At 74.6% G+C, this 17,694-nt stretch carries 19 protein-coding genes; 8 read left to right on the top strand and 11 right to left on the bottom strand.

Translation table 11 applies throughout. The annotated features are described in order from the left end of the window. Positions 1 to 58: 58 nt before the first annotated feature. The gene (locus ACQPXD_RS27450; RefSeq protein ID WP_432843495.1) at positions 59 to 856 is read right to left on the bottom strand and encodes a polysaccharide deacetylase family protein; all 798 of its coding nucleotides are present in this window, start codon (positions 854 to 856) and stop codon (positions 59 to 61) included. A gap of 192 nt (positions 857 to 1,048) precedes the next feature. Here ACQPXD_RS27450 and ACQPXD_RS27445 point away from each other — a divergent pair, with 192 nt between their 5' ends. From ACQPXD_RS27445 to ACQPXD_RS27435, 3 genes are all read left to right on the top strand, one after another. Next, positions 1,049 to 1,693 carry a hypothetical protein gene (locus ACQPXD_RS27445; protein WP_432843493.1) on the top strand — a complete coding sequence of 215 codons (645 nt, stop codon included), beginning with the start codon at positions 1,049 to 1,051 and terminating at the stop codon, positions 1,691 to 1,693. A 376-nt stretch (positions 1,694 to 2,069) separates the two neighbouring features. Beyond that, positions 2,070 to 3,161 (top strand): HesA/MoeB/ThiF family protein, encoded by a 1,092-nt coding sequence (locus ACQPXD_RS27440; RefSeq protein WP_432843491.1) that lies wholly within the window; start codon positions 2,070 to 2,072, stop codon positions 3,159 to 3,161. Between the two features lie 3 nt (positions 3,162 to 3,164). Beyond that, entirely contained in the window at positions 3,165 to 4,610 is a 1,446-nt protein-coding gene (locus ACQPXD_RS27435; protein WP_432843489.1) for a hypothetical protein, read from the top strand. On the opposite strand, the gene ACQPXD_RS27430 is transcribed toward ACQPXD_RS27435, so the two are convergent. Genes ACQPXD_RS27430 through ACQPXD_RS27420 form a run of 3 tightly spaced genes read right to left on the bottom strand, consistent with a single transcriptional unit; the run spans position 4,587 to position 7,746 of the window. Then, entirely contained in the window at positions 4,587 to 5,315 is a 729-nt protein-coding gene (locus ACQPXD_RS27430) for an ABC transporter permease (RefSeq protein ID WP_432843487.1), read from the bottom strand. The genes ACQPXD_RS27435 and ACQPXD_RS27430 overlap by 24 nt on opposite strands. After that, positions 5,312 to 6,817, bottom strand: coding sequence for an ABC transporter permease subunit (locus ACQPXD_RS27425; RefSeq protein ID WP_432843485.1), 1,506 nt, complete (start codon positions 6,815 to 6,817; stop codon positions 5,312 to 5,314). Before ACQPXD_RS27425 ends, ACQPXD_RS27430 begins: the two co-directional genes overlap by 4 nt. Further along, complete coding sequence (locus ACQPXD_RS27420) at positions 6,814 to 7,746, bottom strand: ATP-binding cassette domain-containing protein (RefSeq protein WP_432843483.1); 933 nt, start codon at positions 7,744 to 7,746, stop codon at positions 6,814 to 6,816. The genes ACQPXD_RS27425 and ACQPXD_RS27420 overlap by 4 nt, the downstream gene beginning before the upstream one ends. 65 nt (positions 7,747 to 7,811) lie before the next feature. On the opposite strand from ACQPXD_RS27420, the gene ACQPXD_RS27415 reads away from it, so the two are divergent. The 4 genes from ACQPXD_RS27415 to ACQPXD_RS27400 all read left to right on the top strand — a co-directional run bounded on the left by ACQPXD_RS27415 (position 7,812) and on the right by ACQPXD_RS27400 (position 12,066). After that, positions 7,812 to 8,474 (top strand): response regulator transcription factor, encoded by a 663-nt coding sequence (locus tag ACQPXD_RS27415; protein WP_432843481.1) that lies wholly within the window; start codon positions 7,812 to 7,814, stop codon positions 8,472 to 8,474. Beyond that, a complete protein-coding gene (locus tag ACQPXD_RS27410) occupies positions 8,474 to 9,529 on the top strand; it encodes a sensor histidine kinase (RefSeq protein WP_432843479.1) in 1,056 nt (351 codons plus the stop codon). The genes ACQPXD_RS27415 and ACQPXD_RS27410 overlap by 1 nt, the downstream gene beginning before the upstream one ends. Positions 9,530 to 9,801: 272 nt before the next feature. Continuing rightward, complete coding sequence (locus tag ACQPXD_RS27405) at positions 9,802 to 11,175, top strand: SDR family oxidoreductase (protein ID WP_432843477.1); 1,374 nt, start codon at positions 9,802 to 9,804, stop codon at positions 11,173 to 11,175. Positions 11,176 to 11,820: 645 nt separating this feature from the next. Beyond that, positions 11,821 to 12,066 carry a hypothetical protein gene (locus ACQPXD_RS27400; RefSeq protein ID WP_432843475.1) on the top strand — a complete coding sequence of 82 codons (246 nt, stop codon included), beginning with the start codon at positions 11,821 to 11,823 and terminating at the stop codon, positions 12,064 to 12,066. Between the two features lie 36 nt (positions 12,067 to 12,102). Here ACQPXD_RS27400 and ACQPXD_RS27395 read toward each other — a convergent pair whose 3' ends face one another. Then, on the bottom strand, positions 12,103 to 12,432 hold the full coding sequence (locus tag ACQPXD_RS27395) for a hypothetical protein (RefSeq protein ID WP_432843473.1): 330 nt from the start codon (positions 12,430 to 12,432) through the stop codon (positions 12,103 to 12,105). A 555-nt stretch (positions 12,433 to 12,987) separates the two neighbouring features. On the opposite strand from ACQPXD_RS27395, the gene ACQPXD_RS27390 reads away from it, so the two are divergent. Further along, positions 12,988 to 13,203: a hypothetical protein gene (locus ACQPXD_RS27390; RefSeq protein ID WP_432843471.1), complete on the top strand. Its 216-nt coding sequence runs from the start codon at positions 12,988 to 12,990 to the stop codon at positions 13,201 to 13,203. Positions 13,204 to 13,221: 18 nt separating this feature from the next. On the opposite strand, the gene ACQPXD_RS27385 is transcribed toward ACQPXD_RS27390, so the two are convergent. The 6 genes from ACQPXD_RS27385 to ACQPXD_RS27360 are packed head-to-tail and all read right to left on the bottom strand — an operon-like array spanning position 13,222 to position 17,694. Next, positions 13,222 to 14,064: an enoyl-CoA hydratase gene (locus ACQPXD_RS27385; RefSeq protein ID WP_432843469.1), complete on the bottom strand. Its 843-nt coding sequence runs from the start codon at positions 14,062 to 14,064 to the stop codon at positions 13,222 to 13,224. Continuing rightward, positions 14,061 to 14,984 carry an acyl-CoA dehydrogenase family protein gene (locus ACQPXD_RS27380; protein WP_432843467.1) on the bottom strand — a complete coding sequence of 308 codons (924 nt, stop codon included), beginning with the start codon at positions 14,982 to 14,984 and terminating at the stop codon, positions 14,061 to 14,063. The genes ACQPXD_RS27385 and ACQPXD_RS27380 overlap by 4 nt, the downstream gene beginning before the upstream one ends. Positions 14,985 to 14,998: 14 nt before the next feature. Beyond that, a complete protein-coding gene (locus ACQPXD_RS27375) occupies positions 14,999 to 16,147 on the bottom strand; it encodes an acyl-CoA dehydrogenase family protein (protein ID WP_432843465.1) in 1,149 nt (382 codons plus the stop codon). 7 nt (positions 16,148 to 16,154) lie between these two features. Continuing rightward, positions 16,155 to 16,889, bottom strand: a complete 735-nt coding sequence (locus tag ACQPXD_RS27370) for an enoyl-CoA hydratase family protein (protein WP_432843463.1) — start codon at positions 16,887 to 16,889, stop codon at positions 16,155 to 16,157. After that, positions 16,886 to 17,272 (bottom strand): MaoC/PaaZ C-terminal domain-containing protein, encoded by a 387-nt coding sequence (locus ACQPXD_RS27365; RefSeq protein WP_432843461.1) that lies wholly within the window; start codon positions 17,270 to 17,272, stop codon positions 16,886 to 16,888. Before ACQPXD_RS27365 ends, ACQPXD_RS27370 begins: the two co-directional genes overlap by 4 nt. Continuing rightward, entirely contained in the window at positions 17,269 to 17,694 is a 426-nt protein-coding gene (locus ACQPXD_RS27360) for an FAS1-like dehydratase domain-containing protein (RefSeq protein WP_432843459.1), read from the bottom strand. The genes ACQPXD_RS27365 and ACQPXD_RS27360 overlap by 4 nt, the downstream gene beginning before the upstream one ends.

Genomic DNA, 17,694 nt, shown 5'->3' with positions numbered 1-17,694 from the left:
CCTACACCGCCCGCGAACCGGCACCGCCACGGCGACGGTCTGGGGCGTGGCGGGGGGATCAGCCCGCGTCGGAGGCCGGCCGGCCGAGCGCTATCAGCTCGGACACGGTGACGAAGCGGAAGCCGCGCTGGCGCAGCCCGGTGAACATGGCGCCGAGCTGACTGAGGGCCACGTACCGGTTGGCGGGGCCGACGTCGTGGGCCAGGATGATCTGACCGGGGCGGGCGTGCTCGACGATGTCCTGCGCCTGCCCGGGTGGGTCCTGGACGTACTTGTCCTCGTTCATCTTCCGTGACCACAGCACCAGGCTGTAGCCGGCCTTGTCGGCCGCCATGAGCGTGGACCCGCCGATGTGGCCGTACGGCGGGCGGAAGAGCTTCGGCGCGCGCCCGGTCACCGCCTGGATGGTGTCGTGGGCGCGGGCCAACTGCTTGCCGACGGCCGGCGCGTCCATCGTCGCCAGGTCGGGGTGCGACCACGTGTGGTTGCCGACCTCGTGCCGGTCCAGCCGGCCGCGCAGCAGGTCGCCGTGGGCCGCCACGTTCTGCCCGACGAGGAAGAACGTCGCCGGCACCTGGTAGTGATCGAGCGCGTCCAGCACCTCGGAGGTCCACTTCGGGCCCGGCCCGTCGTCGAACGTGAACGCCACCACCGGCTCGGACGTCTCCACGTGCCAGGTGGCCGTGATGCGCCCCTGGACGTCGTAGTCGTCGACCCGGTCGGCGGCCGGGGCGTATCCGCCGTCGAACGGCAGATGGTTCCGCGGCCAGACGCGCGGGATCGTGGCGGCGGCCGCCCCGATGGCCGCGCCGGCGGTCACGAGCAGACCACCTCGAAACAGTGCGCGTCTGTCCACGTCCCAGTCCTGTCGATCACAGCGTTTCTGGCACCTTACCTGTGTCCAGGGCATCCGTGGCAGGACCTCCGGCCCCGGCGGGACGACGGAGGTCCCCCGACGGCGGGCCGTAGTCCTCTGTGGGGCGGTGGGGTATCGCCAGCATGCTGATGGCACCACCGCAGCAGAGACCCGAGCCCAGGGAGGGCCCCCATGAAGCGCAAGACCCTCGACATCATCGTCGGCGCCGGCCTGGTGATCCTGGCCGGGCTCCTGCTGGTCGCCGGCCTGGTCCTGACCAGCAACGCCAACTTCGCCAAGAACTACGTCAAGGACCAGCTCAGCCAGCAGCAGATCAGCTTCAAGACCGCCGACACCCTCACCCCCGAGGAGAAGGAGTCCGCCTGCCTGGTCAAGTACGCCGGCCAGCAGCTGACCACCGGCAAGCAGGCCGAATGCTACGCCAACGAGTTCATCGGACTGCACCTCAAGTCCATCGGCGGCGGCAAGACCTACGCCCAGCTCGGCGACGTCCAGACCGAACTGAAGACCAAGATCGCCGCCGCGCAGAAGGCCAACCCCGACGACCCGGCCATCGCCGACCTGCAGAAGCAGCTCACCGCCAGCAACACCGACCGGGAGACCGTCTTCAAGGGCGAGAGCCTGCGCGGCATGCTGCTGACCTCCTACGGCTTCAGCGAGTTCGGCACCAAGGCCGAACAGGCCTCCCTGGTCGCCTACCTCGCCGCCGGCCTGCTGTTCATCCTCGGCGCCGCCGGCCTCCTCCACGCCGCCCGCACCCCGAACAGCAAGGGCTTCGCGGTCCCGGAGCAGGCGAAGGAGCTGGTCGACGCCTGATCGGCCGACCGCAGCACACACAGACGTCCGGAGCCCGGTCGCAGCCGCGACCGGGCTCCGGCCTGTTCTGATACGTAGGGTTCCTGACCTGGCGCGGGTCGCATCGGTGACTGTTTCCCATTGTCCGCAGCGAATAAGTTACTTCCCGGCCGGGCAACCGCCCGGTACATAACGCAAAGTCCCTCATCGATGGGAGAGCGAACGTGAAGATCAAGGTCAAGAAGGTCGAGCAGATCGAGGCCACCCGGATCCACCTGGACCCGGACGCGCCCCAGGGTGCCGTGTAAGTCCATAGATCGGCCGGCCCGGCGGCCTCCGCCGGGCCGGCTCTTTTTTGTCGAAGACGCGGATCAACGGCGCGGACAGGAGCGTTGCAATGCGGCCCCAACTCAAGCCCATCTCCGTCGTGCAGCGGCCGGCGGAGGTCATCCTCCTCGGGCACGCGCTCGAGGCCACCTACCTGGACGACGAGGACGGCAGCGTCTCGACGCTGCTGCAGGTGCTCGCGCAGGGCTCCCGCACCGTCGCCGAACTGCCGGCCGCCATGCGCGAGCGCGGCTTCGAGGTGACCGAGGCCGACATGAGCGCCGCGGTCGGCGCGCTCGACGAGGTCGGCGTCCTGCTGCGGGCCGGCGCCGACGCCGGGCTGGACGCCGCCACGCGCCGCCGGCACGAGAGCAACCTGCGCTTCTACGACTTGTTCGCCGGGCTGGAGCGCACCAGCGCCGACTTCCACCGGGCCATGGCCGCCGCCGACGTGCTGCTGCTCGGCGCCGGGGGCATGGGCAGCGGGGTGCTGCAGTCGCTGCTCGGCCTGGGCGTGGGCCGGATCCGGCTGGTCGACTTCGACGCGGTCGAGGAGAAGAACCTGGCCCGCCAGTTCGCCTACGGCCGCGACGACATCGGCCGGAACAAGGTCGACGCGGCGCGGGACTGGGCGGCGCGCTACTCCCCCGGCACCGTCGTGGAGGCGGTGCACGAGCGGGTATCCGACGTGGCGTCGCTGGTCCGGCTGGGCGCCGGCGCGTCGCTGGTGGTCTGCGCGATCGACTCACCCAACGACGTACACCTCCTGGTCAACGAGGCCTGCTTCGAGCTCGGCGTGCCGTTCGTCACCGGCGGCCTGCAGTACTCGATGCTGTTCTACTGGTCGGTCGAGCCGGGCGTCAGCCCGTGCCGGATGTGCCTGGAGCTCAACCGCGCCGACGAGGGCGAGACCATGCCGGAGCTGAGCACGCAGGCCGTGGTGCTGCCCGCGGGCCGGGTCAACCGGGCGACCGGGCCGGTCGCGCAGCTGCTCGCCGGGTTCGTCACGCTCGAGGCCGGCCGTTACCTGACCCGCACCGACCCGCCGGTGGCGGCCGGGGTGTACCACACCATCGAGCTGGCCGACGGGATGCGCACCACTCGCGCCCCGTGGACGCGCCACCCGCGCTGCCCGCTGTGCGACCGCACCCGGGGGGCGTGAGCCGTGACGCAGACGGTTGAGCTGCCGCCGCTGTCCGGGATCGCGGCCCTGACCGTGGTCGCCGACGGGGATGGCTTCGTGGTGGGCAGCCCGCACACCGGCGCGTACGTCGAGGTCCCCGAGCTCGGCGTGCGGATCATCGAGTGGCTGCGGCAGGGCCTCGACGTGGCGGAGTGCGAGCGCCGCGCCGCGGAGCTGGCCGGCGAGCCGGTCGATGTCGTCGATTTCTTGACGGTACTTTCCGATGAGGGCCTCCTCGGCGAGCCCGATCCGCGGGAGCACTCGGGCACGGCGGCGCGGCGGGCCGGCGCGCTGCTGTTCGGCCGGGCCGCCTGGGCGGTCTACGCCGCCGTCGTGGTGGCCGCGCCGGCGCTGCTGGTCGCGCTGCCCCGGCTGCGGCCGTCGTACCGCGACGCGTTCCCGTTCGACACGCAGCTGCTCAACATCCTCGTCGTGAGCGTGCTGGGCATGGTGGCGGTGGCCGTGCACGAGGGCGCGCACGTGCTGGCGACGGCCGCGCACGGCCTGCGCACCCGGCTGTCGGTGAGCCGGCGGCTGTACTTCCTGACCTTCCAGGCCGACCTGACCCGGCTGTGGAGCGTGCCCCGGCGGGCCCGCTACGGCCCGCTGCTGGCCGGGATGGCCTGGGACGTGGTCGTCCTGACCGCGGCGCTGGCGCTGGCGGCCACCCTGAGCGGCTGGCTCGGCCCGGTCGCCGTGCGGCTGCTGCGGACGCTGGTGCTGCTGCAGTTCACCGCCCTGATCGCCCAGGCGATGGTGTTCATGCGCACCGACGTCTACGCACTGCTGGTCAACGCCACCGGCGGCAAGACGCTGTGGGCGACCAAGGGGGCGCTGCTGCGCCGGTACCTGCGCCGGGCGAGCGAGGCCGACGAGCGGCACCTGGCGGACACCGATCCGCGCGAGGTGACCTGGGCGCGGCGCTACCTGTGGCTCTACGTGCCGGGTATCGCGGTCGCCCTGTACTACCTCGTGACGTTCGTCCTGCCCGGCCTGCCGCACCTGGTCGCGCTGTGCGTGGCGCCGATCCGGGCCGACGGCCTGACCACCGTCGCCGCCTGGGAAGGCCTGGCCGCCCTGGCGGTCGCGGTCCTGCCGACCGCCCTGGCGATCAGCGGCGCCGTCCGCAGCGGCCTGCGGGTGATCGCCACGGCCGTCCGGCGCCGGACCGGGTCCGGCGTCGCGGCCCAGGACTCCCGGACCGGGCCAGGCGTCGCGGCCCAGGACTCCCGGACCGGGCCAGGCGTCGCAGCGCAGGACTCCCGGACCGGGCCAGGCATCGCGGCGCAGGACTCCCGGACCGGGCCAGGCATCGCGGCGCAGGACTCCCGGACCGGGCCAGGCATCGCAGCGCAGGACTCCCGCACCGGGCCAGGCGCCGCGGCCCAGGACTCCCGGACCGGGTCAGGCGTCGCGGCGCAGGAGTAGCAACCAGCCGGCCAGGAGCGCGGCGAGGGCCCACAGGGCGAGCACGCCCAGGCCGGGCCACGGGCCGATCGGCAGGGCGGCCAGGTCGCGGGTGGCCTGGATCGCGGTGCCGGCGGTCATCGGGCCGATCCGGTCCAGCCGCCGGGTCCAGGCCGGGTCGGTGACCGCGCGGGCGGCGACCGGCCACGCATACAGCAGCGCGAGCACGATCCCGGCCGCGGCGGCCGAGCTGCGCACCGCGGTCGCCACGCCGAGGCTCAGCAGCCCGATCAGTATCAGGTACAGCACCGAGCCGATCGCCGGGCGCCACAGCCCGCCGTGGCCGGGCAGCAGCAGCCCGCCGGCCAGCAGCGAGCCGGCCACGCCCGCGGTCGCGGCGGCGCCGACCGCCGCGGTGGTGACCAGGGCCTTGGCGGCCAGCAGCGCGGTGCGGCGCGGCACCGCGGCAAGGCTGACCCGGATGGTGCCGGTGGCATACTCGTCGCCGATCGCCAGCACCGCCAGGACGGCCACGACCGCCTGGCCAAGCTGGACGCCGGTCAGGCTGAGCTTCGTGAGGTCGGCCGCGCAGGGCGTGCCGCACGACACGGCTGCGGCCGCCGCCGCGCTCAGCCCGGCCGTCGCCGCGGCGATGGCGGGCAGCAGCCACAGCAGCCCGCGCGCGGTGCGCAGCTTCGTCCACTCCGCGTGCAGGGCCCGCCTCACGTGTCCCTCCGGCGCAGCGCATACCAGGCGGCGGCCAGCGCGACGGCGACCCACCCGGCCAGCACGGCCAGGCCGGCCCACGGGCCGAGCGGGAAGTAGCCGTCGACGGGCGAATACACGTTGTCGATCTGGGCATACCGCGGCTCGCTCTGCTGCAGCGCGAACGCGGCCGCCGGGGTGACCCGCAGCAGCCAGTCGGCGGCGCGCAGCGGCAGCACGGTGACCGACAGCAGATACGGCAGGACGACCAGCACGATCGACGCGACGACGGCGGCGACGCCCCGGCGCAGCAGCGTGCCCAGGCCGAGGGCGAGGACCGCGCACCCGGCGAGCAGGGCCGCGGTGCCGGCGACCACCCGCAGCTCGGTGCCGAGCGTGGCCGGGTGCACGTAGACGCCGTTGCCGCGCAGCACCCCCGGGCCGAACGCGACCACCGGTGCGGCGGCGGCCAGGCCGAGGACGAACCCGGCGGCGCCGAGCACGGCGGCCTTCGCGGCCAGGACCCGGCCCCGGCGGGGCGCGGCGGCCAGGGTGGTGCGGATCAGGCCGCGGCGGTACTCGGCGGTGACGAACAGCGCGCCGACGACCACGACCGCGACGAGGCTGAGGAAGGTGCCGGCGAGGGTCTGGCTGATCGTGACGCCGAGGCCGGCGCCGCCCGAGACGGACGGGGCGATGTCGCCGGAGCCGGTGAGGGCGAACCCGTCGGCGGTCGGTGCCCAGCCGGTGCGCGGGCCGGCGGCGGGGCCGCCCCGGGCGCCGATGACGGTGCCCTGCCACTCGCCCGACCAGGCGCCGGCGGTGGCGAGGTGATCGAACGTGCCGATGGCCTGGCTCGGGCCGCCCTGGGTGCCGGAGAGCACGACGGCCTGGTTGACCTGGGCGGCATACTGCGGCGAGGTGACGAACAACCCGGCCGTCACCGTCCGCGGCAGGCCGGGCAGCCGGGCGGTGCCGGCGCCGGTCCACGCCACGCCGTCGGCGGACCGTTCGGCGGTGACCACGTCGCCGGTCCGGGTCAGCCGCAGCCACACCGGCGCTGGCGCGATCCTGGCGTCGGCCGGTTGGCCCTCGTCGTGCACGTAGTCATACTGCAGCCGCACGCCGTGCTCGCCGGTGAGCATGACCGCCGCGTAGGCGGACCCCTGTGCGGTGCCGTCCTTGACGATCAGGCCGGCCTTGGCCCACGGCGCGAGGCCGTCGCGGGTGGCGGGCCCGTCGTCCGGCAGCCGGCCGGTCAGCGCGGCGACCCGGGCGGTGAGCGTGCCGTCGCCGGTGAGGGTGCGGTGCACGAGGGTGAGGCCGTCGGTGACCTCCTGCCCGCCCGGCCCGCGCAGCGGCGCGCACTCGGAGCCGGGGCCGTGCTGCCCGCAGGAGCCCTGCCGGCTGGGGGTCAGTCCCAAGGCGAGGATGATCGCGGCGCCGGCGAGCGGGGCGGCCACCCAGGCGGGCACGGTGCGCAGCTTGGTCCACTCGGCGCGCAGCAGCCGCAGGAGGCTCATCGCCCCTCCCCCGGCGCCTGGGCGCGGAACTCGGCCGCGTCGCGGGTCAGCTCCAGGTAGGCGTCCTCGAGCGTGGCCCGGCGGCCGGACACCTCCGAGAACGGCACCCCGGCGGCGGTGAGCGCGGCGACGACGGCCCCCGGGTCGAGGGCGGCGACGGTGAGCGCGCCGTCGCCGTCGGGGGTGACGGCCGCGCCGGCTTCGCGCAGCACCCCCGCGGCATCGGCGATCGCCGGCGAACGCAGCGTGATCCTGCCGTCGGCGGCGCGGGCCAGCAGGTCGGCCACGGCCGCGTCGGCGATGACCCGGCCGCGGCCGGCCACCACCACGTGGTCGGCGCAGCCTTGCAGCTCGCCCATCAGGTGGCTGGAGACGAGCACCGCCCGGCCCTGCGCGGCGAGGTCCCGCAGCAGCGTGCGCATCCAGATGATGCCCTCGGGGTCCATGCCGTTGAACGGCTCGTCGAGCATGACCGCGGGCGGGTCGCCGAGCAGGGCGGCGGCGATGCCGAGCCGCTGGCGCATGCCGAGCGAGTAGCCGCCGGCCCGGCGCCGCCCGGCGGCGCCGAGACCGGTCAGCTCCAGCACCTCGTCGGCGCGGCGGGCGGGCAGGCCCTGGGAGTGGGCGAGCCAGCGCAGGTGGTTGCGGGCGGTGCGGCCGGGCTGCAGCGCGGCGGCGTCCAGCAGCGAACCCAGGTGGCACAGCGGCCGGTCCAGGCTCCGGTAGGCGCGCCCGCCGACCAGCGCCCGGCCGGCGTCGGCGGCGTCGAGGCCGAGGACGACCCGCATGGTGGTGGACTTGCCGGCGCCGTTGGGGCCGACGAACCCGGTGACCCGGCCGGGCCGGACGGTGAACGTCATCCCGTCCAGCGCGAGGGTGCGGCCGAAGCGCTTGCGCAGCCCCTCGACGGTGATGGTGGCGTCGTGCATGGCACCTGTTCTACGCGGCGCCCGGTGACACCCCGGTGTCACCGCGACCCTGGCATGGTGGAGGCATGCGAGTGCTCGTCGTCGAGGATCACGAGGTGCTGGCCCGCACCCTGGGCACCGGGCTGCGCCGGGCGGGCCTGGCCGTCGACGTGGTCCTCGACGGCGGCGACGCGCTGGAGCGGCTGGCCGTCACGCGGTATGACGTGGTCGTGCTCGACCGCGACCTGCCGGGCGTCGGCGGCGACGACGTCTGCCGGCACGTCGTGGCCGAGCACCCGGCCAGCCGGGTGCTGATGCTGACCGCGTCCGGCACCGTCCGCGACCGGGTCGAGGGGCTGGGCCTGGGCGCCGACGACTATCTGCCCAAGCCGTTCGACTTCGACGAGCTGGTCGCCCGGGTCCGCGCGCTGGGGCGGCGGCCGGCCACCGCTCTGCCGCCGGTGCTCACCGCCGGCGACCTGACCCTCGACCCGGCCCGGCGCACCGCCGAGCGGGCCGGGCGCCCACTGGAGCTGAGCCCGAAGGAGTTCGGGGTGCTGGAGTGCCTGATGGCCGCAAGCGGGCGGCCGGTGTCCGCGGAGGAGCTGCTGGAGCGGGTGTGGGACGAGGCGGCGGATCCGTTCACCACGACGGTCAAGACGACGGTGCGGAGGCTGCGGGCGCGCCTGGGCGACCCGCCGGTCATCCATACCGTGCGCGAGGCCGGCTACCGGATCGGCGCGGCCTGATGGCCCGGCGGCGGACCCTGCGCGGGCAGCTGACCCTGCTCTACGCCGGCCCGTTCCTGGTCACGGCCGCGGCCCTGCTGGCGTTCGTGCCGCTGCTCAGCATCCGCGACACCGTGCCGGCGGCTGACATGCCGCCGCAGCCACCCACCGCGGTCGAAAACGGCTCCCGCGCGCTGGGTCTCTCGGCCGCCGCGTTCGTCGTGACGGTGCTGGTCTCGATCGTCGTGGGCTGGATCGTCGCCGGCCGGTTCCTGCGCCCATTGCGGCTCATGATCGACACCGCCCGGGACATCTCGGCCACCAACCTGCACCGCCGCCTCGGCCCGACCGGCCGCCGTGACGAGTTCGCCGAGCTGGCCAGCACGCTCGACGACCTGTTCGGCCGACTAGAGGCCGCGTTCGCCGCGCAGCGCCGGTTCGTCGCCAACGCCTCGCACGAGCTGCGCACGCCGCTGACCGCGCAGCGCGCCCTGCTACAGGTGGCCCTGGCCGACCCGGACGCCTCCACCGAGAGCGTGCGCGCGGCGGCCCGGGAGGTCCTGGACCTGGGCGCGGGGCAGGCCCGGCTCATCGACGCGCTGCTCACCCTGGCCACCGGCGAGCAGGGCATCGAGCGCCCCGACCGGTTCGACCTGGCTCCGGTGGCCGGCCGGGTGGTCGCGTCCCGCGCCGCCGCCGCGTCCGGGCGGGGCATCACGGTCACCACCGACCTGTCCCCGGTGCCGATCGCCGGGGACGAGAGCCTCGCCGGAAGCCTGGTCGCCAACCTGGTCGACAACGCGCTCCGGCACAACGTCGACGGCGGCCGGATCGCGGTCACCACGGCCGGATCGGCGCTGACGGTGGCCAATACCGGTCCGGTGGTACCTCCAGATCAGGTGGAGCGGCTGTTCCAGCCCTTCCAGCGCCTCGGCGCCGATCGCGTCCGCGCCGCCTCCGACGGCCACGGCCTGGGCCTGGCGATCGTGCGGGCCATCGCCCAGGCGCACGGCGCGACGGTCGCCGCGGCGGCGCCCCCGGAGGGCGGCCTGCGGGTCACGGTCACGTTCCCGTAGAGAGAAGGCGCGCCCGGAGCGCGGCCCGCGGGTCACGGTCACAAACGCCGCGCCCGGAGGGCGGCCTGCGGGTCACGGTCACGTTCCCGTAGAGCAACGCCGCGCCCGAAGGGCGGCCCGCAGGTCACGGTCACGATCCCGTAGAGCAACGCCGCGCCCGAAGGGCGGCCCGCGGGTCACGGTCACGATCCCGTAGACAGCGGCCGCGCGAGGAGCTCTGCGATGCACGGCGGGTCGATGCCCAGCATGCGCAGGAGGTTCCGGGCGAGCGCGTGGCCGGTCCGGGCCTGCTCCACCGGGTCCCGGTCGGCGGCCCGGCGCAGTACGGCGGCCAGGGCGACGGCCGCGTACAACACCGCGGCGACCGGATCGCGCGCGGCGGCCGGGCTGGCCGCGACCGCGGCGGTGAGGGCCTCGCTCGCACCGGACGCGAGGCTCTCGCCGCCGCGGCCGACCCCGGCCCGGTGGCCGCCCAGCTCGGCCCGGTGGCCGCCCAGCTCGGCCCGGTGGCCGCCCAGCTCGGCCCGGTGGCCGCCCAGCTCGGCCCGGCGGGCTACTCGGCCCGCGGCAACCTCGCGCTGCTGGCGCCCACACCGCCGCCACCGGCGCCTTCCCGCCCTCGCGCGGCGTGCCCCGAGCAGCCGATGCGGACGGTGATCGCCGCCTACGCCCTCACCGACCGGAACTCGGGCGTGCCGGGCATCGCCGTTCTGGGGCTCGTCGTGGGGCGGCCAGACCGCCTACGGCGTCACGAAGCAGTTCCTCGACCGCTACGGCGGTTGAATCGCGCTCGTCGGTCCGGCAGCGTTGTCCGCATGACGAGCATGTCCGGCAAGGTGTGCCTGGTGACCGGCGCGACCAGCGGGATCGGCCGGGAGACCGCCGCCCGCCTGGCCGAGCTGGGCGCCACCGTGCTCGTCGCCGGCCGCGACCCCGGCCGCGGCCGGGCGGCCCTCGAAGAAATTCACGCCCGCGCCCCCGGCGCCGCCGCCGACCTGCTGACCGCCGACCTGTCGAGCCTGGCCGAGGTACGCCGCCTGGCCGCCGAGGTCCTGGCCCGCCACGACCGCCTCGACGTGCTGGTCAACAACGCCGGCGTGATCGCCACGCGGCGCCGCCTAACCCGCGAGGGCTACGAGAGCATGTTCGCCACCAACCACCTCGCCCCGTTCCTGCTCACCAAGCTGCTCCGCGACCGCCTCTTGCACAGCGCCCCCGCCCGGGTGGTGACGGTCTCATCCAACGCCCACGCCTCCGTGCGCTCGATCCGCTGGGACACCCTGCCCGCGGGCAACCCGGACTACGGCCTGTCCAAGCTCGCGAACATCCTGTTCACCACCGAACTGGCGAGGCGGCTGACAGGCACCGGCGTGGTCGCCAACTGCCTGCACCCCGGCCTGGTCCGTACCGCCCTCGGCCGCGAGGTGACCGGCGCGATGCGCGTGCTCGTCGCGCTCAGCACGCCCTTCCAGTCCCCCGTCGCCGAAGGCGCCGCCACGTCGGTGTACCTGGCCAGCGCCCCGGAGGCGGCCGAGACCACCGGCGGCTACTACGTCCGCGGCCGCCGCCGCGACCCCAGCCCCCTGGCCCGCGACCCCGAGGCCGCCGCCCGCCTGTGGGACCTCAGCGAACGCCTGACCGCCTGACCCGATCACCGCCACCCGCCTCGCCGCGGCAGCGGACTCGACTCACGCCGAGCCCGCCGACGTGAACCGGGTCGCGGGGCGGGCACGATCGGCGATCACGTCCCACCCGGCGGCCGCCGCACGCCGCGAACCACGCCGCAGCGACCGAAAGTCTCCGCGATCATGCCGCACCCGCCACCGACACCAACGGTTTCTCATGATCACGGAGCGCTGATGTACCCCCGTGTACCACAAGTCTCCAGGATCATGACAAACCCGCGGTTCGGCCGCGACACCACGCATGATCACGGAGACATACGTCCGCCCCGGCCACGCCGATCACATGGCGCGCCCGACGCGTGAGACATCCGCACCGGTCCGCCCGGCGGGACCGGCGGAACCGGCAGAGCCGGCAAAGCCGGCGGGACCGGCAGAACCGGCAGAGCCGAGCCATGATTCACCCCGGATCGATCACCGCCGGCCACAGACGTGACGCGGCGACACTGCGGCGCTTCATCTCGCTCGGCACGGTCAAGACCCGCCTCGGCGCCGTCCGGCCCAAGCCGGCGCCCGCAACCGAATCGAGATCGCCGCCTGAGCATGGGAGCGCGGGCTCGTCGGGCAGGGGGCTTGCGGATCGACGGACGTAATAGTTAACTTTCCTACATGAAGCGTCTCGTCACTGGACTGGCATTGACCGCCGCCATTGTCGTCGGCTCGGTCGGGCTCGGCACGGCCGCGCAGGCCTCCGCTCAGGCGTACCACAAGCAGGGTGTCTACAACTGGGGCGACCAGTGCCTCGGCGTCGGCTACTACGGCAAGCAGCAAGGCCAGTGGACGTACTACTACTGCGTGACGGTCGTCCCGTCCGGCGCGACCGGGCCGGGCCTCTACGAGCTCTGGGTCGAGTAACACGGCTCCCGGGTGGCCCCGGCCGACCGGCCGGGGTCACATCGAGCGGTAGCCGGCACCGAGGCACATCATGCACTTGATCTTGCCACTGCCGCCGCACAGGTGGTGGTTGCGCGGCTGGCCGTTCTCGTAGACGAGGCCGTTGCCGCAGCTGCACGGCACGCTGCCGGTGGCGTTGCACGTCGGGCACGGGACGTGGGCCGGGGCGGCCGGCGGCGTCCAGCCCTGGTTTCCGCCGGTGTTCATCGGCCCGGACGGCGACCGCGTCCCCTGGCCGCGCCGCATCAGGGCGAGGACGACCGCGACCACCGGCAACAGGCACAGCAGACTGCAGCAGACCCACGCGACGGCGCGGTTGGTGTCCATGGCCCCTCCCGACGGGCGGCGGCGTGCGCGCCGGGCTAATGATCACCAGCGGCGGCGGGCGGGTGGATCACCTTAACGGCCGGTCCGGTCCGCTGGGTCGGGCAGTTCGCGCTCAGCCTTCCCACAGCACCGGGTTCAGCGAACCGTCGGCGCGGCCGTTCGCCGCGAGTTTCGCCGCCGCTTCAGCACGGACCGCCCGATAAAATGCCTTTTTCCTGACTCGGGCCGCGTCACCTGAAGACCGTTGCTCCCGCCAGACACCGGGCCGGGCCTGCCCTGAACGGGCGCCCCGGCCCTGCCAGGCCCGCGGCGCCAAGAGCCAGGAGCCGCCGGATGCATGCACGAGGACGCCCTCGGCGCCGGCCGAAGCAAGCGAACCGGCCGAAGCGAGCGGACCGCCCGAGGGGGAACGGACCGCTCAAGGCGAACGGGCCCCAGAGTCCGGCGGTCGTTGGCCGAACGACCAAGAACCGCGAGGGGCCCCCGGCGGCGCTTTCTCTCCGCGATCATGCCGAGGAGCGTCCCGAATGGCGGGATCTCCATGATCGTGGAGCGATGATGTACCAGGAGCGGCACTATCACTCCACGATCATGAGGATCCCAGCCAGTGGACGCCCCCAATGCATGATCGCGGAAGCAAAACGCAAAACGCCGCACCTCCCGCGCGCCGCACCGGTCGCAGGGGCCACCAGCGCCGCGCGCGGCCGGCGAGGCGGGCTGGGGGGCTACGAAGCCGCGGTGTACATCGCCGCGATCAACGAATGGCTGTGACTGACTTTGATACAGGCGCTAGCGCTGGGCGTCGCGCATGGAGCGGGCGTCGTGGCCGGCCAGGGAGTCGGCGCCGACCTCGGCGTTGTGGGCGTGGGCGACGTGGTGCAGGCCGAACACCGAGTCCATGCCGGCGCGCAGGCCCATCAGGTCCTCGGCCTGGTTGACCGCCTTCTTGGTCAGGGCGAGGCCGAGGCGGGGCATGGCCGAGATCCGGCGGGCGATGTCCATCGTGGCGGATTCCAGGTCGGCGCGCGGCACGACCCGGTTCACCATGCCCAGGGCGAGGGCGCGCCCGGCCGGCACCCGCTCGCCGAGGAACAGGAACTCCTTGGCGTAGCGGGGGCCCATCACCCAGGGGTGGGCGAAGTACTCGACGCCGGGGATGCCCATGCGCACCACCGGGTCGGCGAAGAACGCGTCGTCGGCGGCGACAACCAGGTCGCAGCACCAGGCGAGCATCAGCCCGCCGGCGACGCAGGCGCCCTGCACCATGGCGATGGTCGGCTTGGGCAGCTCCCGCCAGCGGCGGCACATGCCGAGGTACACCTCGGACTCGCGGGCGTAGCGGCTCTCCGCGCCGGGCTTGCCGACGTGGTCCCACCACAGCCCGGCCCGGCGCGGGAACGTCGTGTCGATGTCCCGGCCGGGGGTGCCGATGTCGTGGCCGGCGGAGAAGTGCTCGCCGGACCCGGCCAGCACGACGACCTTGACCTCGTCGTCGTCCGCGGCGCGGTAGAACGCCTCGTCCAGGGCGTAGGTCATGGCCGAGTTCTGGGCGTTGCGGTACTGCGGGCGGTGCATCGTCACGACCGCGACCGGCCCCTCGGTGCGGTAGAGCACCACGTCGTCGTCGCTCATGGCAGGTCTCCGATTCCTAGGCCGAGGGATGCGGCGAGGCGGTCCAGGCGGGCGCCGGTGTCCGCGAGCGCGACCAGCGCCCAGGCCCGCTTGGCGTAGCGGTGCAGCTCGTACTCGACGGTGTAGCCGATGGCGCCGTGGCACTGGATCGCGGCCCGGGAGGCGTCGTGCGCGGCGTCGGCGGCGAGCACCACCGCGGCGTCGACGGCCCGCCGCTCGTCCGTGCCGTGCTCGACGGCCCAGGCGGCGGCGAGCACCTCGGGGGCGGCGAACTCCAGGCCGAGCGCGGCGTCGGCGAGGTGGTGCTTGACCGCCTGGAAGCTGCCGACCGGCGCGCCGAACTGGCGGCGCTGCGTGACGTACCCCACCGTGAGGTCGAGCATCCGGCGGCCGAGCCCGACCAGCTCGGCGGCGAGGGCCAGCCCGGCCCGCAGCCGGGCCACGCCGACGAGCCCGGGGTCGTCGGTGATGACCTCGGCGCCGGTGGACGCGACCGCGTCGAGCGTGGCGTCGACGGTGGCCTCGGGCCCGCCGGCCGCCGCGCCGAGCCGGGCGACGCCGCCGTCGAGGTGCAGGATCCAGTCGGCGTGGCCGCCGAACGGGGCCAGGCCGCGCGGCCCGGCGAGGGCGACCCGGGACCGGCCGGCGGCGACGTCGGCGGCGCGCGGGTCGCCGGCCAGAGCCAGCAGCGGGGCGGCGACGAACGCGGTGGCCGAGAACGGCAGGGCGACGGCGGCATACCCGGCCGCCTCGAGGACCCCGGCCAGGTCGGTCTCGGCCAGCCCGAGGCCGCCGCGGCCGGCGGGCACGAGCGCGCCGAAGACGCCCATGCCGGCCAGGGCGTCCCAGTCGGCGGCGGCGAGCGGCGCGCGGACGGCGTCGGCCAGCGCCAGCTGCTCGTCGGTCGGGGCGAAGCGCACGGCGGAGCCCCCTCTCAGGCCCTGGGCAGGCCGAGCACCCGCTCGGCGACGATGTTGCGCTGGATCTCGTTGGTGCCGGCGTAGATCGGCCCGGCCAGGGAGAACAGGAAGCCGCGGGTCCACGGCGTGTCCAGGATCGCCTCGGCGCCGAGCAGCTCGAGGGCGACCTCGTGCAGGTCGATGTCCAGCTGCGACCAGTACAGCTTGTTGAGGCTGGCCCGGGCCCCGGGCGGGCGCCCCTCGACCAGGCCGGTCACCTGGTGCAGGGTGAAGTGGCGGTACGCGCGGGCGCGCAGCCAGGCGCGGGTGACCCGCTCGCGGGTGGCCGGGCGCAGCCGGTCCCGCCGGGCGACGGCGAGGGCGATGAGCCGCTCGGCGGTGTGCAGGAACCGGCCCGGCGAGCGCAGGGTCAGGCCGCGCTCGGAGCCGGTGGTGGCCATCGCGACCCGCCAGCCCTCGTTGACGCCGCCCAGGACGGCGGTGTCCGGCACGTGGACGTCGTCGAAGAAGACCTCGGCGAAGCCCTCGTCGCCGTCGAGCCGGCCGAAGCCGCGCACGGTGACGCCGGGGGTGTCGAGCGGGACGAGGAAGTACGTGAGGCCGCGGTGCCGGTGCGCATCCGGGTCGGTGCGGAACAGCCCGAACAGGTGGGTGCAGAACGCGCCGCGGGTGGTCCACGTCTTCTGACCGGAGAGCCGCCAGCCGTCGCCGCCGGTGTCGCGGACCGCGCGGCTGGCGATCGCGGCCAGGTCGCTGCCGGCGCCGGGCTCGGACCAGCCCTGGCACCACAGGTCCTGCGCGGCCGCCATCCGGGGCAGCAGGGTGTCGCGCTGCTCGGCGGTACCGAACTCGAACAGCGTCGGGGCGAGCAGGAAGATGCCGTTCTGGGTGACCCGCTGCGGCGCCCCGGCGGCGTAGTACTCCTCCTCGAAGATCAGCCACTCCCACAGGGAGGCGCCGCGCCCGCCGTACTCCCGCGGCCACGACACGACCGCCCAGCGGGCCGCGTGGAGGCGCCGCTCCCAGTCGAGGTGGGCGGCGAAGCCCTCCCGGGTGTCGCCGGAGGGCAGCGGGGTGGCCGGGACATTGGCCCGCAGCCACGCCCGGGCCTCGGCGCGGAAGGCGGCCTCGGCGGGGGTGTCGGTGAGGTCGACGCCGGTCATGGGCGGGTCACCGGCCGAAGTCGTCTCGGACCCGGTCGGCGACGCCGGTGAGGTTGAGCTCGAAGGTGTACCCCTGCTCGTAGCGGTAGCTGCGCTTGGGGTCCCACGGGTCGATGCCGTTGAGGGACTCCTTCGCGGCCCGGATGACGGCCGGGTCCTTGGCGGCGATGTCGTGCGCCACGGCGAGGGCGGCGCCGCGCAGCTCGGCGCGGGGCACGACGCGCAGCACGGAGCCGTAGGCGTGCAGCTCGGCGGCGGTCGCGGTGGCCGAGGTGTACATCATGGCCCGCATCTTGTGCTGCGGCACGAGCCGGGACAGGTGGGTGGCGGCGCCGAGCGCGCCCCGGTCGACCTCGGGCAGCCCGAAGGTGGCGTCGTCGGCGGCGACGATGACGTCGGCGTTGCCGCACAGGCCGATCCCGCCGCCGAGGCAGAAACCCTGCACGGCGGCGACGACCGGCACCGGGCAGTCGTAGACGGCGGCGAACGCGGCGGCGCAGCCCCGGTTGACCCCGACCAGCGCGCCGAAGTCCCGGGCCGCCTGCAGCTCCTTGATGTCGACGCCGGCGTTGAAGCCGCGGCCCTCGGCGCGCAGCACGACGGCCCGCACGGCGGGGTCGGCGCCGGCCGCGCGCAGCGCCTCGGCGAGGTCGAACCAGCCCCGCACCGGCAGCGCGTTGACCGGCGGGTTGTTCATGACGATCTCGGCGACGCCGCGCTCGTCGATCACAACGTCAATCATGCAACGTCCTCCGCGAAGCTGGCCCAGCCGTACACGGCCACCGTGCCGTCCTGTCTGGTGCAGGTCATCTCCAGGTCCAGCAGCGCCTCGCCGCCGTCGCCGGTGCGCCGGGCGACCACGCTACCGTCGCAGGTGAGGGTGTCGCCGGGGAAGACCCGGGCGGCGAAGCGGACCCGGAAGGACCGCACATTCGGCGCGCCGTAGCGGTCGGTGGCCCAGGTGGCGAGGAACCCGGCCTGCAGCATGCCCAGCGACAGCGGGGCGTCCAGGCCGGACTCGCGGGCGAAGCCCTCGTCGTGGTGGATCGGGTTGAAGTCGCCCGACGCGCCCTGGTAGCGGACCAGGTCGGTGCGCGTGAGCGGGCCGACGACCAGGGCGCTCATCCGGTCTCCACCCCCGTCATCCGGGCGGTGGCGACGAGCCGGCCGGCCTCGTCGCGGAACTCGGTGACCATGACCGCGAAGGCCAGGGGCCCGGAGCGGCCCTCCTTGCGGGTCACCGACTCGATCCGGGACTGACCGACGAGCCGCGTGCCGGCCCGCGGCGGCGGGCCGTGGAAGACGAACTCCTGCTCGGCGTGCAGGCCCTGGTGCTGGTCCATGGCCACGGCCGCCCACGGGTCGGCGGGCCCGTCCTGCCAGAAGAAGGCGGTGGTGAGAAACGTCGGCGGGATGACCGGCGCGTCGGCGGTGAGGTAGTCGGGGTTGGCCGAGCCGGTGGCCCGGGCGAACTCGCGGATCTTGCCGCGCTCGACGTCGAGGGTGAACGGTTCGCCGGTCCGGCCGGCGGCGCTGTCGTCAACCAT

Source organism: Dactylosporangium sp. CA-092794 (genome assembly GCF_050948465.1).
GTDB lineage: Bacteria > Actinomycetota > Actinomycetes > Mycobacteriales > Micromonosporaceae > Dactylosporangium.
This window is presented reverse-complemented; position numbering and strand designations above follow the sequence as displayed.

Excerpts from the sequence above, each read along its gene's own strand:
- ACQPXD_RS27445 (WP_432843493.1), top strand. The coding sequence starts at position 1,049 with ATGAAGCGCAAGACCCTCGACATCATCGTCGGCGCCGGCCTGGTGATC.
- ACQPXD_RS27440 (WP_432843491.1), top strand. The coding sequence starts at position 2,070 with ATGCGGCCCCAACTCAAGCCCATCTCCGTCGTGCAGCGGCCGGCGGAG.
- ACQPXD_RS27425 (WP_432843485.1), bottom strand. The coding sequence starts at position 6,817 with ATGAGCCTCCTGCGGCTGCTGCGCGCCGAGTGGACCAAGCTGCGCACC.
- ACQPXD_RS27420 (WP_432843483.1), bottom strand. The coding sequence starts at position 7,746 with ATGCACGACGCCACCATCACCGTCGAGGGGCTGCGCAAGCGCTTCGGC.
- ACQPXD_RS27415 (WP_432843481.1), top strand. The coding sequence starts at position 7,812 with ATGCGAGTGCTCGTCGTCGAGGATCACGAGGTGCTGGCCCGCACCCTG.
- ACQPXD_RS27410 (WP_432843479.1), top strand. The coding sequence starts at position 8,474 with ATGGCCCGGCGGCGGACCCTGCGCGGGCAGCTGACCCTGCTCTACGCC.
- ACQPXD_RS27400 (WP_432843475.1), top strand. The coding sequence starts at position 11,821 with ATGAAGCGTCTCGTCACTGGACTGGCATTGACCGCCGCCATTGTCGTC.
- ACQPXD_RS27395 (WP_432843473.1), bottom strand. The coding sequence starts at position 12,432 with ATGGACACCAACCGCGCCGTCGCGTGGGTCTGCTGCAGTCTGCTGTGC.
- ACQPXD_RS27390 (WP_432843471.1), top strand. The coding sequence starts at position 12,988 with ATGATGTACCAGGAGCGGCACTATCACTCCACGATCATGAGGATCCCA.
- ACQPXD_RS27385 (WP_432843469.1), bottom strand. The coding sequence starts at position 14,064 with ATGAGCGACGACGACGTGGTGCTCTACCGCACCGAGGGGCCGGTCGCG.
- ACQPXD_RS27375 (WP_432843465.1), bottom strand. The coding sequence starts at position 16,147 with ATGACCGGCGTCGACCTCACCGACACCCCCGCCGAGGCCGCCTTCCGC.
- ACQPXD_RS27370 (WP_432843463.1), bottom strand. The coding sequence starts at position 16,889 with ATGATTGACGTTGTGATCGACGAGCGCGGCGTCGCCGAGATCGTCATG.
- ACQPXD_RS27365 (WP_432843461.1), bottom strand. The coding sequence starts at position 17,272 with ATGAGCGCCCTGGTCGTCGGCCCGCTCACGCGCACCGACCTGGTCCGC.
- ACQPXD_RS27360 (WP_432843459.1), bottom strand. The coding sequence starts at position 17,694 with ATGGTTGACGACAGCGCCGCCGGCCGGACCGGCGAACCGTTCACCCTC.